This window comes from Providencia sp. Marseille-Q8014 (assembly GCF_965112055.1).
In genome coordinates this window covers 730,946-745,515 of the sequence record NZ_CBCOPT010000001.1, presented here as the reverse complement: position 1 = coordinate 745,515, position 14,570 = coordinate 730,946, and the positions used below count along the sequence as shown (strand labels likewise).

The 14,570-nt window shown below is 41.3% G+C and carries 14 protein-coding genes and 1 other annotated feature; of the genes, 6 read left to right on the top strand and 8 right to left on the bottom strand.

Features of this window, described 5'->3' with window-relative positions:
- The first annotated feature begins 316 nt into the window (after positions 1–316).
- Together ACWPW6_RS03185 and ACWPW6_RS03180 are read left to right on the top strand one after the other, a co-directional pair.
- A complete protein-coding gene (locus ACWPW6_RS03185; RefSeq protein WP_247046880.1) occupies positions 317–553 on the top strand; it encodes a hypothetical protein in 237 nt (78 codons plus the stop codon).
- Between the two features lie 66 nt (positions 554–619).
- Positions 620–1,144, top strand: a complete 525-nt coding sequence (locus ACWPW6_RS03180) for a hypothetical protein (RefSeq protein ID WP_250000561.1) — start codon at positions 620–622, stop codon at positions 1,142–1,144.
- A 141-nt stretch (positions 1,145–1,285) separates the two neighbouring features.
- On the opposite strand, the gene thrC is transcribed toward ACWPW6_RS03180, so the two are convergent.
- The 4 genes from thrC to thrL form a co-directional block, all read right to left on the bottom strand.
- Entirely contained in the window at positions 1,286–2,578 is a 1,293-nt protein-coding gene (thrC, locus tag ACWPW6_RS03175) for a threonine synthase (protein ID WP_154622191.1), read from the bottom strand.
- Between the two features lie 3 nt (positions 2,579–2,581).
- On the bottom strand, positions 2,582–3,511 hold the full coding sequence (thrB, locus tag ACWPW6_RS03170; RefSeq protein WP_163860683.1) for a homoserine kinase: 930 nt from the start codon (positions 3,509–3,511) through the stop codon (positions 2,582–2,584).
- Between the two features lie 3 nt (positions 3,512–3,514).
- Entirely contained in the window at positions 3,515–5,974 is a 2,460-nt protein-coding gene (gene thrA / locus ACWPW6_RS03165) for a bifunctional aspartate kinase/homoserine dehydrogenase I (RefSeq protein ID WP_257759918.1), read from the bottom strand.
- A 24-nt stretch (positions 5,975–5,998) separates the two neighbouring features.
- Positions 5,999–6,120, bottom strand: a sequence feature (Thr leader region).
- Positions 6,059–6,127 carry a thr operon leader peptide gene (gene thrL, locus ACWPW6_RS03160; RefSeq protein ID WP_071599685.1) on the bottom strand — a complete coding sequence of 23 codons (69 nt, stop codon included), beginning with the start codon at positions 6,125–6,127 and terminating at the stop codon, positions 6,059–6,061. Its footprint overlaps the feature before it by 62 nt.
- 657 nt (positions 6,128–6,784) lie before the next feature.
- Between thrL and arcA the strand changes: the two genes are divergently transcribed.
- Positions 6,785–7,501, top strand: coding sequence for a two-component system response regulator ArcA (arcA, locus tag ACWPW6_RS03155; RefSeq protein ID WP_004926714.1), 717 nt, complete (start codon positions 6,785–6,787; stop codon positions 7,499–7,501).
- 77 nt (positions 7,502–7,578) lie between these two features.
- Here arcA and creA read toward each other — a convergent pair whose 3' ends face one another.
- On the bottom strand, positions 7,579–8,055 hold the full coding sequence (gene creA / locus ACWPW6_RS03150) for a protein CreA (protein WP_154622193.1): 477 nt from the start codon (positions 8,053–8,055) through the stop codon (positions 7,579–7,581).
- 253 nt (positions 8,056–8,308) lie between these two features.
- On the opposite strand from creA, the gene robA reads away from it, so the two are divergent.
- On the top strand, positions 8,309–9,205 hold the full coding sequence (robA, locus tag ACWPW6_RS03145) for an MDR efflux pump AcrAB transcriptional activator RobA (RefSeq protein WP_154622194.1): 897 nt from the start codon (positions 8,309–8,311) through the stop codon (positions 9,203–9,205).
- Between the two features lie 125 nt (positions 9,206–9,330).
- Here the strand turns inward: robA and gpmB are convergent, their stop codons facing one another.
- Positions 9,331–9,978: a 2,3-diphosphoglycerate-dependent phosphoglycerate mutase GpmB gene (gpmB, locus tag ACWPW6_RS03140; RefSeq protein ID WP_154622195.1), complete on the bottom strand. Its 648-nt coding sequence runs from the start codon at positions 9,976–9,978 to the stop codon at positions 9,331–9,333.
- Positions 9,979–10,030: 52 nt separating this feature from the next.
- Between gpmB and yjjX the strand changes: the two genes are divergently transcribed.
- The gene (gene yjjX / locus ACWPW6_RS03135; RefSeq protein WP_154622196.1) at positions 10,031–10,567 is read left to right on the top strand and encodes an inosine/xanthosine triphosphatase; all 537 of its coding nucleotides are present in this window, start codon (positions 10,031–10,033) and stop codon (positions 10,565–10,567) included.
- A gap of 160 nt (positions 10,568–10,727) precedes the next feature.
- Here the strand turns inward: yjjX and trpR are convergent, their stop codons facing one another.
- Positions 10,728–11,048, bottom strand: a complete 321-nt coding sequence (trpR, locus tag ACWPW6_RS03130) for a trp operon repressor (protein WP_154622197.1) — start codon at positions 11,046–11,048, stop codon at positions 10,728–10,730.
- 70 nt (positions 11,049–11,118) lie between these two features.
- Positions 11,119–13,032 carry a murein transglycosylase gene (sltY, locus tag ACWPW6_RS03125; protein ID WP_249999837.1) on the bottom strand — a complete coding sequence of 638 codons (1,914 nt, stop codon included), beginning with the start codon at positions 13,030–13,032 and terminating at the stop codon, positions 11,119–11,121.
- 677 nt (positions 13,033–13,709) lie between these two features.
- On the opposite strand from sltY, the gene ACWPW6_RS03120 reads away from it, so the two are divergent.
- Positions 13,710–14,237 carry a bactofilin family protein gene (locus ACWPW6_RS03120; protein ID WP_231131827.1) on the top strand — a complete coding sequence of 176 codons (528 nt, stop codon included), beginning with the start codon at positions 13,710–13,712 and terminating at the stop codon, positions 14,235–14,237.
- Positions 14,238–14,570: the final 333 nt, after the last annotated feature.

Genomic DNA, 14,570 nt, shown 5'->3' with positions numbered 1-14,570 from the left:
AAATACAGCCCAGAGACAGCTGATTCTATTTCAAGAAATGCCCCCATTCATTAAACTCAATGCCCTGACAATACCATCGTTGTCAAATACAGAAATGCCCTTCCGCAAAATGCTACCACCCAATAAAATATAAATATAATTTATATTATTTAAATAAAAATACTCAACCAAACTATTAATTAAAAACCAAAAAACATAAAAATCAAAGAAGTACAAAAACACACCATCATAATGGCAAGTTAAAATTGATAAATATAAATGAACACATAAACTGAGTTAGCAGTTTATTTAATTCATTTAACGAAGAGAAAATTATATGAAAATAAAATGTATCCTTATTGCTTCTGTATTTATCCCTACTTTATCTTTGGCCTCGGTTTTTCAATATAACGCTCTTGAGATGCTTTCAGATCCAATCTCTGAATCAAGTCAATATTTAGGACAAAGTGGCCATGGTGGTCATGGCGGTAACGGGGGTAATGGCGGAAGTGGTGGCAATGGCGGTAATGGTGGCAACGGCGGCAACGGTGGTAATGGCGGTAATGGCAACTAATCTGCTGACGACCTAACTTTACTTGATCATCCCCCTTCAATCACGAAGGGGGATTGGAGGATAATTATGCCCAAAGAATTATTTCTCATAGTCTGTACTGCTTTTGTTGTATCAACCTCAATACCAAGCCACTCTTTTAACCGCGTGTCCTCACAGCTGCTCTTTCACCCTCAACATGCTATCTCAAGCGATAACAATATTTTTTACCTTAATAGCAGTAAACAAGGAAATGGTGATGGCGGCGATGGCGGTAATGCACAACTAGGCAGCAATGGTAACGGCGGAAATGGCGGGAGCGGCGGTATTAATGGGGGTAATGGTGGCCGAGGAGGAAATGGCGATGGCTACGGTAACGGTGGCAATGGCGGCAACGGCACTGGAAATGGCAATGGGGGTAATGGCGGGAATGGCGGCAATGGCGGGAATGGCGGGAATGGGGGTAACGGTGGAAATGGCTCAGGGAGTGGGAATGGGGGTAACGGCGGTGATGCTGGCCCTGAAGGTGGTGAAGGCGGACGTGGTGGCCTCGGTGGACCAAACGGTGGTCGAGATGGTTTGAATGGTGCTAGCGCCCGTCGTTCTATCAATTAAATCCTTTAACCGGCGAGTTAGCTGGCTCACTCAATCGCCTGACCTTTGTAACTTATGTTGATTTCAATTTATCTTTATCACGTTATGAGACGAATAAAAATAGAAACGGAAGCTAATAGCTTCCGCTTCATCATAACGCGATTATTTAGGTGCACGTTCCATTAAGAAGGCCCTCAGCTTAGCAAAGTCTGAAGGCAAGAAATGAGATAACAAAGGTAACTCTGCGCGCTCAGCCAAGGCTTGTGGCAAAGGCAGCGGTTTATTCAAAATCTCTTCTACACTTTCTTTAAACTTAGCTGGATGTGCAGTACCTAAAAACAGGCCATACTCCCCATCTTGTAACTGATCACGCAATACGCGATAAGCAACAGCAGCATGAGGCTCAGATACATAACCTTTTCTATCTAATTCACGGACAGTATCTTTTGTCACGTCATCGGTCACGACACCATGGCCAAGTTGTTGAAGCGACCAGCCTTTACGCCGGAATAGCTCTTCAATACGAGGCCAGTTATTAGGTTGGCTAACATCCATCGCATTCGATAAGGTTGCAACCGTTTGATGTGGTTTCCATTGCCCCTCTTCAAGATAGCGAGGAACCGTATCATTCACGTTCGTTGCAGCAATAAAGCGTTTAACCGGTAGCCCCATCGATTTCGCCAGTAACCCCGCGGTTAAATCACCAAAGTTACCGCTTGGCACGGAGATAACTAATTGCTCACGTTTTTCCGCAGGGATCTGAGCCACGGCTTCAAAGTAATAACAAATCTGTGCTAGCAAACGACTAATATTGATTGAGTTAGCAGAGTTTAAGTGCAGTGCTTTTTTTAGCTCTTCATCATCAAAAGATTGTTTAACCAACGCTTGGCAAGCATCAAAGTCATCTTTAATTGCAACAGTATGAATATTTTCACCCAGTGTACAAAATAGCTTTTCTTGCAGCGGGCTGATCTTGCCTTCAGGATATAAAATAACGACTTGGACGTTATTTAAACGGTAAAAAGCGTGTGCAACCGCAGCCCCCGTATCACCTGAAGTGGCCGTTAGAATAGTGACAGGTTGATCACCCGCAACTTGACCTAACGCCTGAGCCATAAAACGCCCACCAAAATCTTTAAATGCTAATGTTGGACCATGGTAGAGCTCAAGTGTTGCCACATCTTGCTCAACTTGCGTCACAGGTGCAGGGAATGCAAACGCCTCTTTCACTCGGGACGCGAGCTCAGCTTCTGGGATTTCATCACCAATAAATGCCGTCAAAATGCGGCTACTGCGAGTGACAAAATCTAATTTTAGTAACTCGTCAATTTCAGTGGCGCTAAATTCAGGTAGATCTTGCGGGAAAAATAGGCCTTGTTGTTTGCCAAGTCCCTGTTTTACTGCCTGTGCGAAGCTAACTTGTTCGCTATTATCTTTTAAGTTATACAGTTTCATTCTTTACCCTATTGTCCTTGCCCCTGTGAGATCCAAACGGCAGATATGCACAAAGCCTTCATCATTTTGAACGTAATGTTGTTGTAGATAATCTGCCATTTTCTCGGCAATATTTTTGTCATCGCAGATAGCAAATAGTGTGGGGCCTGATCCGGAAATACCACAGGCTAATGCACCTATCTCATACGCATTTTTGCGTGCTTCAGCGAAACCAGGAAGCAGTTGAGTGCGGTAAGGCTCTGCAACCACATCTTGGATCATCGTTACAGCCAGCTGTGGCTGATGAGTATGACACGCGTGAATAAAACCAGATAGGTAACGGCCATGATTCACAATATCATGACGTGGATAACTATTAGGCAAAATAGCACGAGCCTCTGCGGTAGAGACTTTAATCCCTGGGTAAGCCATGACCCAATACCAGTTATCAAATGCAGGAACTGGCTGAGAAATTATTCCATTTTGCTCAATAATCAGCTGTAGTCCCCCAAGAAAGCAAGGGGCGACGTTATCGTAATGCACGCTGCCTGAAATACGTCCTTCCAACTCGCCCATCATGCTTAATAGGGTAGTCTCATCAAAAGGTTGCCCTGCAAACTCATTCAATGCCATCAGTGCAGCAACAACAGAACATGCACTTGAACCTAAACCAGAGCCAATAGGCATATTTTTTTCGAGCGTCATCGCAACATTAAGCGGTTTACCAAGACGTTCACAAAATAATTCCCAGCATTGGTAAACAATATTGTGCTCACTCTTTTTGGGTAATTTTGCAACAAAGCGTCCTTTATTGGTCAAAGAAAAGCTTTCGGCTGCTTCAACAGTGACACAATCGCCTAACAGAGTTCCATCTACTGGCGATACTGCCGCCCCTAATACATCAAACCCGACACTAACATTACCAATTGAAGCGGGCGCATAAACTTTAATCACTTATCAGACTCCCAATTTCCATGATAGGGTACGCAACATATCTGCAAATACGCCGGCAGCGGTAACATCATTACCTGCACCATAGCCTCTTAGAACTAAAGGTATTGGTTGGTAATAGCGTGTATAGAAAGCCAATGCGTTTTCGCCATTCTTGACTTTAAAGAGTGGATCATTGCCATCAACGGCAACAATTTTTACTTGGCAACGTCCTTCCTCTATCAACCCAACATAGCGTAACACTTTTTCTTCCGCTTCTGCGGCTTTTATACGTTCTGCAAATTGTTGGTCGAGCTGTGGTAAACGAGCCATAAATTCAGCAACACTGCCACTGCTATCAAACTCAGCAGGTAATACCGCATCAATTTCAATATCGTCTAGCTCTAATTGATAGCCCGCTTCACGAGCAAGGATCAACAGTTTACGAGCAACATCCATACCGGATAAGTCATCACGTGGGTCAGGCTCAGTAAATCCTTTCTCTTTCGCTAATGTTGTCGCCTCAGACAGAGACATACCTTCATCTAACTTACCAAAGATAAAGGATAGTGAGCCAGAGAGAATTCCACTAAAGTGCACCAGCTCATCACCCGCATTCAGAAGATTCTGTAAGTTTTCAATCACCGGCAAACCTGCACCAACGTTAGTGTCATAAAGGAACTTACGTTTTGATACTTCACACGCTGAACGTAGTTGGCGGTAATAATCCATCGATAACGTGTTGGCTTTTTTATTAGGCGTGACCACGTTAAAACCATCTTTTAAGAAATTCACATACTGCTCGGCAATCTCTTGGTTAGAGGTACAATCGATAATCACAGGATTGAGGAAGTGATATTCACGTTCAAGTCTGATCAAACGACTTAAGCTAAAGGGTTCTGTCGCTTGTGCAAGTTCTTCTTTCCAATTATCAAGAGAGATGCCTTGCATATTGGTTAGCATGGCTCTTGAGTTAGCAATTCCGCACACACGTAAATCAATATGTTTTTGCTTTAACCATTGTTGTTGGCGATGGATCTGTTCAATCAACGCATTTCCGACCCCCCCTACCCCAATGATAAAGGCTTCTATCACCTGCTCTGCATTAAATAGCATTTGATGGCATAAACGAACTGCCGTTGTTGCCGCCTCATTCGCGATGACCGCTGAAATGGAGCGTTCAGATGAACCTTGCGCAATCGCAACAATATTTATATTTCCGCGTGTTAAAGCTGAAAAGAAACGTGCTGATATCCCTTTAAGGGTACGCATCCCATCTCCCACTACAGAAATAATTGCCAACTGCTCCATGACATCAAGAGGATCCAAGACACCGTCTTTTAATTCTAAATAGAACTCTTCTTCCAGTGCTGCGCGTGCTCGCACTAATTCACCTTGTGGCACACAGAAACTAATGCTGTATTCGGATGATGACTGAGTAATCAAGACCACTGAGATCCCTTTACGCGACATGACTGAGAAAATACGAGCTGCCATGCCAACCATCCCTTTCATGCCAGGGCCAGAAACGTTGATCATTGCCATGTTATTAAGATTCGTGATCCCTTTAACTGGTGTACTTTCATCCGTTTGACCATCGCCAATCAAAGTCCCCGGAGCACTTGGGTTAGTGGTATTTTTAATCAGGCAAGGAATTTGGAATTGTGCGATTGGCGCGATGGTGCGTGGGTGAAGAACTTTTGCACCAAAGTAGGACAGTTCCATTGCTTCTTGGTAAGACATCCCTTTTAATAAATGCGCATCAGGCACTAAACGAGGGTCACAGGTATACACCCCATCCACATCGGTCCAGATCTCACAACAGGCCGCCCGTAAACAAGCGGCTAAAACAGCGGCAGAATAATCAGAACCATTGCGTCCTAATACCACCAGTTCGCCTTTATCATTACCCGCGGTAAAACCCGCCATCAATACAAAGTGGTCTTTCGGGATATTTAATTCTGCAATACGCTTAGTCGATTCATTGATATCAACTGTTGATTCAAGGTAATGGCCAACTGCCAATAAACGTTCGACAGGGTTAATCACTGTCACTTTGTGTCCGCGTGCTTTTAACACAGATTCCATGATAGCAATGGAGAGTTTTTCACCACGACAAATGATGGAAGCATTAATGCTATCAGGGCATTGGCCTAGAAGAGTAATACCATGCAGTACTTGTTTGATTTGTGCAAATTCTTGTTCGGTGAGTTTTTTCAGTCTGTCGTAATCAAAACCGGGTTGTTTTTCTTTCAATCCTTTTAGTAAGTTTGCAAAAATCATTTCTGCATCATTCACATGCGTGATGACATCCTGACCTGCAACCGTTTTATCAATCATTGCGACCAAATGGTTAGTGATTTTTGCTGGTGCGGATAACACCAAAGCCACCTGCCCATCGGCCAATTTACTCTCAGCGATGTCAGCAACATTAAGTACTCGTTCGTCATTTGCAACCGAAGTACCGCCAAATTTAAGCACACGCATGGTATTTCTCTCCTGATTTAACACCAAAAAAAAGCCCGCATCTGATTGGACGCGGGCTTTTTCATTTTTTATTTTTTGGATGCGTCAGCCCGCCCCGTTTCCTGTGGTTACGGTGGTGGTAATAATAATCGTAGTCAGGCTGATGTTACGCATAAATTTCTGTCTGTCTCTTGATTCGTTACTTTCTCCCTATACGGTTAAAGCAATTATAAAGAAATGTCAAATTTATTTACCCAAAAAACAGATTACTGGTTATTTTACTTATCAAAAATTATGCTATCTCTTCAACAAAACTTAATAACAACACGACTCAATACCACATTTTGTCAATTTTTAAATCCAAAAAACCAACAATTGGCGATATAAAATATTTATGCGTTATTTTAAAGAAATATCCGGACAGATGGTGACTTATTGGATTAATTCACTCAATGAGTAAAAATAAAAACGGGGCGTATTTTGCTCTTTATCTGATAGTTAAACATCTACTGAATTTGTAAGATTTTCTTCCTAACAAATTTTGTTAACGTGCTACAATTGATTTTGATATGTATCAACAAAAGTTATTTTTTTAGGTGGTAAATGAAGTATTAGCTGTTATATTGCTGTTAACAGCCCAACGTTGGGAAAGTGCCTAAATTTTGATTCATTTTTGAATCTGATAACAACAGAGGCGACAAAATAACGTTGACTCAAAGACATATTTATAACCCATAGACGCGTTTTTCCAGCAAAAACAAAATCAAAACCACCTAATTTGGAAGCGTTCTATGAGTTCACTATTTTATTTTAAAACTTTAGGTAGCAAATATGCAGACCCCACACATTTTGATTGTTGAAGATGAGATTGTCACACGCAATACACTAAAAAGCATTTTTGAAGCTGAAGGCTATGTTGTCCATGAAGCGACTGATGGCGAAGAGATGCACAATGTTCTGTCCGAACATGACATCAATCTTGTTATCATGGATATTAACTTGCCTGGCAAAAATGGCCTCCTTCTTGCTCGTGAATTACGTGAACAAGAAAGTATTGCGCTAATGTTCCTAACCGGTCGTGATAACGAAGTCGATAAGATCCTTGGCCTTGAAATTGGTGCCGATGATTACATCACCAAACCATTTAACCCGCGTGAATTAACAATTCGTGCGCGTAACCTACTTTCTCGCACTATGAATTTAGCGGGGGGTACGGAAGAGCGTCGCTTAGTTGAAAGCTATAAGTTTAATGGCTGGGAACTTGACATTAATAGCCGTTCACTGATTAGCCCAGCAGGCGAGCACTACAAGTTACCGCGTAGTGAATTCCGTGCGATGTTGCATTTCTGTGAAAACCCAGGAAAAATTCAAACTCGTGCCGATTTATTGAAAAAAATGACCGGCCGTGAGTTGAAACCCCATGACAGAACTGTTGACGTGACTATTCGTCGTATTCGTAAGCATTTCGAATCAACACCTGATACACCAGAAATTATCGCAACAATTCATGGTGAAGGTTACCGCTTCTGTGGTGATTTAGACGAATAAGTCACCCTGCACAGAAAAAATAAACCGGCTTAATCGCCGGTTTTTTGTTTTTTAAGCCAGAATATTTTAACCGGTATTTACCACGGCATAATTGGCACTGCGCTGAGTGCATTTTTAGGTGACCCGTCGATCATTTTATCCGAATACGTTAAATAGATTAGCGCATTACGCTTAGGGTCATAAAAACGTACCACTTGGAGTTTTTTGAACACTAATGAGGTTCGTTTTTGAAATACGACATGCGCTTTTTTCGGAGAACGTTTGATACGCTCATTCAACTCAATCGGGCCTACTTGCTGACAAGAAATTGCCGCATCAGAAGTATCCTCAGCTAAACCTAGCCCACCTTTGATGCCTCCCGTTTTCGAGCGGCTGAGATAGCAGGTGACATTATCAACATCGGGATCATCAAAAGCTTCGACAACAATTTTATGATCAGGGCCAAATATTTTGAAAACGGTATCGACTGAACCAATTTCTTCCGCGAATGACGCGAAAGGCAATGTCGACAGCAGTGATGCCAATAATAGGTGTTTCAGCTTGCAAAAATGCATAGAGGTTTCCTTATCAACCAGAAGGCTTAGTCTCGCTTATTATATACTCTAACTGATTTGAATTGCAGATAGATTATTATCAACGGACTTGCGGTATGAAATATGACAACTATAAAAGAAGTTAATCATTTTCTTTGCAACTAAATGGCAAATACAACTCTTTTACTATAAACGAAAGGGTTAACTTGATATAGAATAGGCGTTCCTTGATAACCTATATCTGTTTTTTAAGTCTTACTGACTAGGGATATACATGGATCAAACAAATATTATTCGTGACCTTCTACGCTGGATCGATGATAACCTAGATAAACCTCTATCACTCGATAATGTTGCTGCAAAAGCCGGTTATTCTAAATGGCACTTACAACGGATGTTTAAAGACGTTACCGACCAAGCGATTGGTGCCTACATTCGTGCCCGTAGACTCTCTCGCGCTGCCGTTGCGTTACGCCTCACCAGCCGTCCAATTCTTGATATTGCTTTACAGTATCGTTTTGACTCACAACAAACCTTTACGCGAGCATTTAAGAAACAGTTTAATATCACTCCGGCCTACTATCGCCGCAGTGATGAATGGTGCGCGACAGGCATTTGCCCGCCAATTATCTTAGATGAGCATAAGCATTTAGATCATGAATTTGTCGTTATGCCTGAACAACCTTTAGTTGGATTAGAGCAAAGTTGTTCTTATTCTTTAGAAGAGTGGTCAACGGCTTGTTCAGAAATGCGTCAAACATTTTGGCATTATTATTTAGAGCATACTACATCTATCGCTTCAGAAGTTTTTGGCTTGCACCATGCTATCCATAATACTGAAAAAGAAGATGAGCAAACGGTGTTCTACACAACCGCGGTTAAACCCGAAGATGCCAGCTTTAATAATGCAGAATATACTCATCTGACTATCCCCGCGGGGGAATATGTCAAATTTAGCTTTAGTGGCGAAGCAACACGTTCGGCGATGCAAGAGTTTTTATATCAAATTTATGGCATTTATCTGCCTAAACTCAATATCACACGTCGACCTGGCTATGATATCGAACATTACAAAATTAAAAATGCCGAACTCCGTGATCTAAACCATCACCATGATGACCCCAAATCACATGTCGCGGCTTTTGATTATTATGTGCCAATAAAACGCTAATTATTTGGAGTTTCAATGTACTCATCATCATTATTCAAACTGTAGCTTTTTTGATATCACGCTAGCTACGATTTGAATTGTTCAGAGTATCTCCTTGTTGAAACTCCAAATATTGACGCTCTTTGCTAAGCTTGCTGCTCATCTAAAGCTGGCTGAGTAAGATGAGTGATTTCTCCCGTGCTTTCAACAATCCATCCATTCGCGAGCCAAGGGCTGTTTTGATAATCGACCCGTGAGATGGAACAGTTACGTAAACGCAACCGGCGTTCTGAATAGGCTGGTACACCTAAAATACGACTTAATAATGTACTCAATGCGATACCATGACTGACTAATAAAGGTTTACTGCCCTCTGGCAGCTCAAGGCAGCTATTCAACGCAGCAAACATGCGCTGATAGAGTTCCTCCATCGATTCACCTTCAGGAATGCGCCCGCCTTCAGTGCCATCAATCAGGCTTTTACGCCATTGCTCTTCTTGTTCCGTCAGACTATCTATTTTTCTCTGTTCAAGAACACCCATATTGAGTTCACGAAGTCGCGGTTCTATGATAATTTCCCCACCGCAAACATCCGCAATTATTTGTGCAGTTTCGCGTGTGCGTCCCATATCACTAGTGATAATATGGGTAATGCCTTCTGATTTAATTCTTTCGGCAACTTGCCTTGCTTGCAGACGTCCAGTGGCCGTGAGAGGGCTGTCAGATTGGCCCTGTATACGGCGAGCTACGTTCCATTCAGTTTCGCCATGGCGAACAAGATAAACCTGTAACATAGATGTGTTCCGTTATTACTTTGCGAATTATGTGTTCAAAGGAAAATAATTAATGTACCAAGTTATAGCTGCAACGACTAATCCTGCCAAAATTAAAGCGATTCATCTTGCTTTCGATGCTGTTTTTGGGCCTGGCAGTTATCAGATAGAAGATATTAACGTTGATAGCAGCGTTCCACAGCAACCTATCGGTAATAATGAAACCCGTACTGGAGCAAGGCAACGCGTAATGGCATCAAGACAAGTCCGCCCTGAAGCCGATTTTTGGGTCGGCATTGAAGCGGGAATTGATGAGGACATGACTTTTGCATGGATTGTTATTGAACATAAACAAATCCGTGGAGAATCACGTTCAGCAAGTATTATGATCCCAGAAAAAATTCTTGCGGGTATTCGAGAAGGACGTGAACTTGGTGAAGAAATGGCCGATTTAACGGGCATCGATAACATTAAGCAGCAAGGTGGTGCTATCGGATTCTTTACTAACGGGGTGCTAACACGTACAAGTGTCTACCAACAAGCACTGATACTGGCGCTGGTTCCCATTAAGCATGAAATTTATAAAGAGCTAAACCAGATAGAAGATTAATTATAACGAAAAAATAACAATAGGGGCAGTCTTTGCCCCTATTTGATATGATGAATAACACAAATTAAATAAATGATTGTGGCAACACAGGGTGTCATCACGCATACACAACTCATGCAGACCAAATTATTTAATTTGATATTATTAGTTAGCTCTTTGATTATTTAAGTAATTGTTCCTCTAGCCACACTTTCACCGATTGCGGCGCAGATTTTAAACTATTTGAACCTCGTGTTATGGTTGCAATACCAACACCGAGTTCATTTTTTAATTCTCTTTGACTCATTTCACCACGCATCAACTCCTGAACAATGCGTACTCGGGTGGCAAGCGCTGTGCGTTCATCAGGGGTCAGCAACAACTGTAAAATAGGATGTTGCAAGTCTTGCTCAAACGCGAGCTGAAGTAACTTAACGAAGCGTTGCCAATCATCGTTCTCATCAGTCGTGAGTGCGGGGTCATTCAGGTGATTTGCAGTCATGTTATCCAACCATACTATTTAACTAGTACAAATGATAACACATTATTCAGCAAATCACCTGTAAAACCTCTTAATACTTCATTAACCACTCACTATCGGTCAATACAGGACCACTTTGCCCCATAAAGTAACGATAGAAAACGTCGTATGACAATACATTCTTCACGTAGCCCCGTGTTTCAGAGAAAGGGATACTCTCTACAAAGGCAACAGCATCAAGACGCCCACCGCTGTTACCCAACCAGCGAGTCACCCTTGATGGACCAGCGTTATAAGCCGCACTCGATAAAATACGGTTGTTAGAGAATTGCTGATAAACATCCTCTAAGTAAGCCGTACCAATCTCAATATTTTTCACTGGGTTCGTCAGTTGGCTTGTATTCACATAGCCACTAATACCTTGTTTTTGTACGGTGTGCTTAGCGGTTGCGGGCATCAACTGCATAAGGCCCGTTGCGCCAACTGGCGAGCGAGCTTGTGGGTTCCAAGCACTTTCTTGACGGGCAATGGCCATCGCATAACTCTTAGAGACCGTTTTATCTTTGGTGTGGCGTTCGAACTCTTTTTCCCATGCTAATGGGAAACGCTCTTCCAAATGATTCCATAACTTGCCTGTGATCGTCGCTTGTACGCTTAAATCCGCCCAATTATGATTAAAAGCATAACGCGCAAGTTGCTCTTGCTGATTCGCGGGGCGTGAAGCGACTAAGCTAACCCACTCGGTTCGCGCTAGATTATCCATCTCCCAATACATTAACTCTTTAACCCGTTGAATCTCAGCTAACTTATCGAGATTACTGTCTGGTTTTTCCGCCGTTTTAATATACAGAGGATATTCTGTATTTAATTTTTGAGCAGCGACCATCGGATAGAAACCTCTCCCATCCATGAGCTTACGCAGTATCGTTTCACCCTCGGCTTTTTTACCTTCATCGATGAGTGTGATCGCCTGCCAATACTGCCACTCTTCTTTATTCTTCGCATCAGTAGGTAGCTGTTTTAGCCATTTAGCGACCCCAGCTTTATCACCCGCACCAAGCGCTAAACGCACTCGACGCTCTTTTAAAGCCGTTGAATCAGTTTCACTGATCACTTCATCACGCCAATTGGCTTGTTCTGGCGTAACATCCCCCATATATTGCCAAGCGATACTATCTTTCAGCTTTTGTGTTTCCGCCATATTCATTTTTTGCGCACTGCTGATCCCTCTTAATGCAGCACGTGCTTCATCCGGTGATTGGCGAGCATAACGGCTAAAACCTGCGATTGTTGCCTGACGAGAAAAATCTGTTGGCGTCATCGTTTTCGCAAACTGAGTCACTGAAGCAGGATCATTTTGTAATTTAACTAATGCATCACCAATTGTTTTATAGTTTAGGGGAAGCCGTTTAGCGAGGTAAGCGGCCATTGATGTGTTCCCAGCATCAATCGCTAGGTGGATCCGCTCAAGGATCATTTCTGGCGTTAAATAGCCTGCCTTTTCCCACTCATTAAATAACTTATCACAGGCGGCGGGCATCGAACGCCCATTTAACCAAGCTTTTTCAGCGCCTTGCCATGCTAGGCTTTTATTCCCCGTAGCCCAATTCGCATAATAATAATTACATTTTGCCTCGGCGGGTTTTGGTTCCTCGGGGCTAAATGCCAGCAAGGACTTCCACTCCTGACGGCGAGCCAACTCATTCACAAAACGATTTTTTAATGTTTTTGCGACTGGCAACGTTGGGTGTGAATCAATAAAAGCCTGCACTTGGCTCGGTGAAATAATATCGAGATCTTGGGTCAGCTCTCGATATTCTAAATAAGGATATAATGGATACTCTTGTAGCGTAGGCAATAAACGCTCTACCTCATCCATTTGTTTAGCATCCCAAGCTTGTTTGATGGCTTGGTAACGCTCTCTTTGTGCTTGTAGAGAGTCTGCCCATACTGTTGTGGACACCAACATCATGGCAATCGGGGCTGCCATCAACAATTTTTTCATGCTTAATACTTCCCTATTCCTGCAACACGCTGAGTTTTTGACCATGATAACTATAACTGATATAAACCTGTTAAGCTTACTCTTATCAAACAAAATCTTAGAGTTAAAAACAACCAGAGTGTTCCTGAAGTCACGATCACCCATATAAATGATCTTTTGATAAGCCCAAATACCCATCAAAAAATAATCTAATCAACTGAATTAATTAGAATAAAGTCATGTACACTCAATCAGATTTTATGTAAAAAATTATTTCTATTAGCATAAACATCTCATACTGTAAAATACTGAAAAAACGCATACAAACAAATAATTAATAAAAAAATTAACCTAACACAAAATTTAACGCTAAACACAAGATACACGATACTCTAAAAAAGAGTATTACTTTTGGTAAAAAATGGACAAACATTAGACTTTGTTGTTAAATAATCTAAGTCGTTAGACAGAAAATGATTCAATTTTAACAATGCGAGGCTCATTTAGAATAATCAATTACCCTTTTAAAATGGGATAGGGATATGGACTTCAAAAACTTATTTTTTTCTATTTTAGGGTGCGGATGGGCCTATCTATTAATATATACATTAATGGATGTCTATTGGTCTATTGTATCTTTGCCTTTTTTAATCATATTCTTCATTATTTTTTATATACTCTCTACAAGGAATAAACGGATGTTTACAAAAAAAAATAAAGATAATTTAGTCGAACCAGTGAAAACTGATGAAATCGCCTACAAGAAAGAGGTTATTGAGCCAAAAGAAGAAAAATTACCTCAAACACCCGCACCAAGAAAAAGCACATCCATTTCAAGTAGTTGTAAAATATCTGGCGATTTTATTTTGGATGATGACATTCAAGTATTTGGTCATATAAAAGGCAGTATACGCAGTAATAATGGTGTTGTGACCATCCAAAAAGAAGGGGTTGTCGAAGGCGAAATTTATGCTCAAACGATCTCAATCAATGGCAAAATGAAAGGGTTATGCGTATCTGAAGATCTTGATATCTTAGAGAATGGCCAGTTAGATGGTATCTGCCAAACTAAAAACTTAACAATCAAGAAAGGTGGCGTATTTACAGGTACCTCAGAAAGAACCGATAAAAAAATATCTAGCCATGATGTTAAAAATGAACTTACACAAAAAAAATCAGATGTGATTAATTTAGGTGTGCCTTCATCTTCCCTGCCTACTCGATAAGTAACCTATCAAACATTTATTTTATAGCGGTAATCATTCCGCTATAAAATGATAATTAATACAGGCTAGCTATATTTAGAACTTATTACCAAATAGCTTTATTGCGCTTGGCTGAAATACATCAAACGCTTATCACTGCTCTGTATAAATAGTCGTGATACACTCAAATTATATTTTCAAGATCTCTCTTCTATATTGATAAAAGAATTAAGTAATGGCTGTTTTAACTTTACTTATCTTAAATTTCACGTCGGTTCACTTCTGGACATAAACTGTTTACTCACAATGCGCCGTTATCTAATGCCTCACCAAATTCCCCCTTGTTGAAGCACA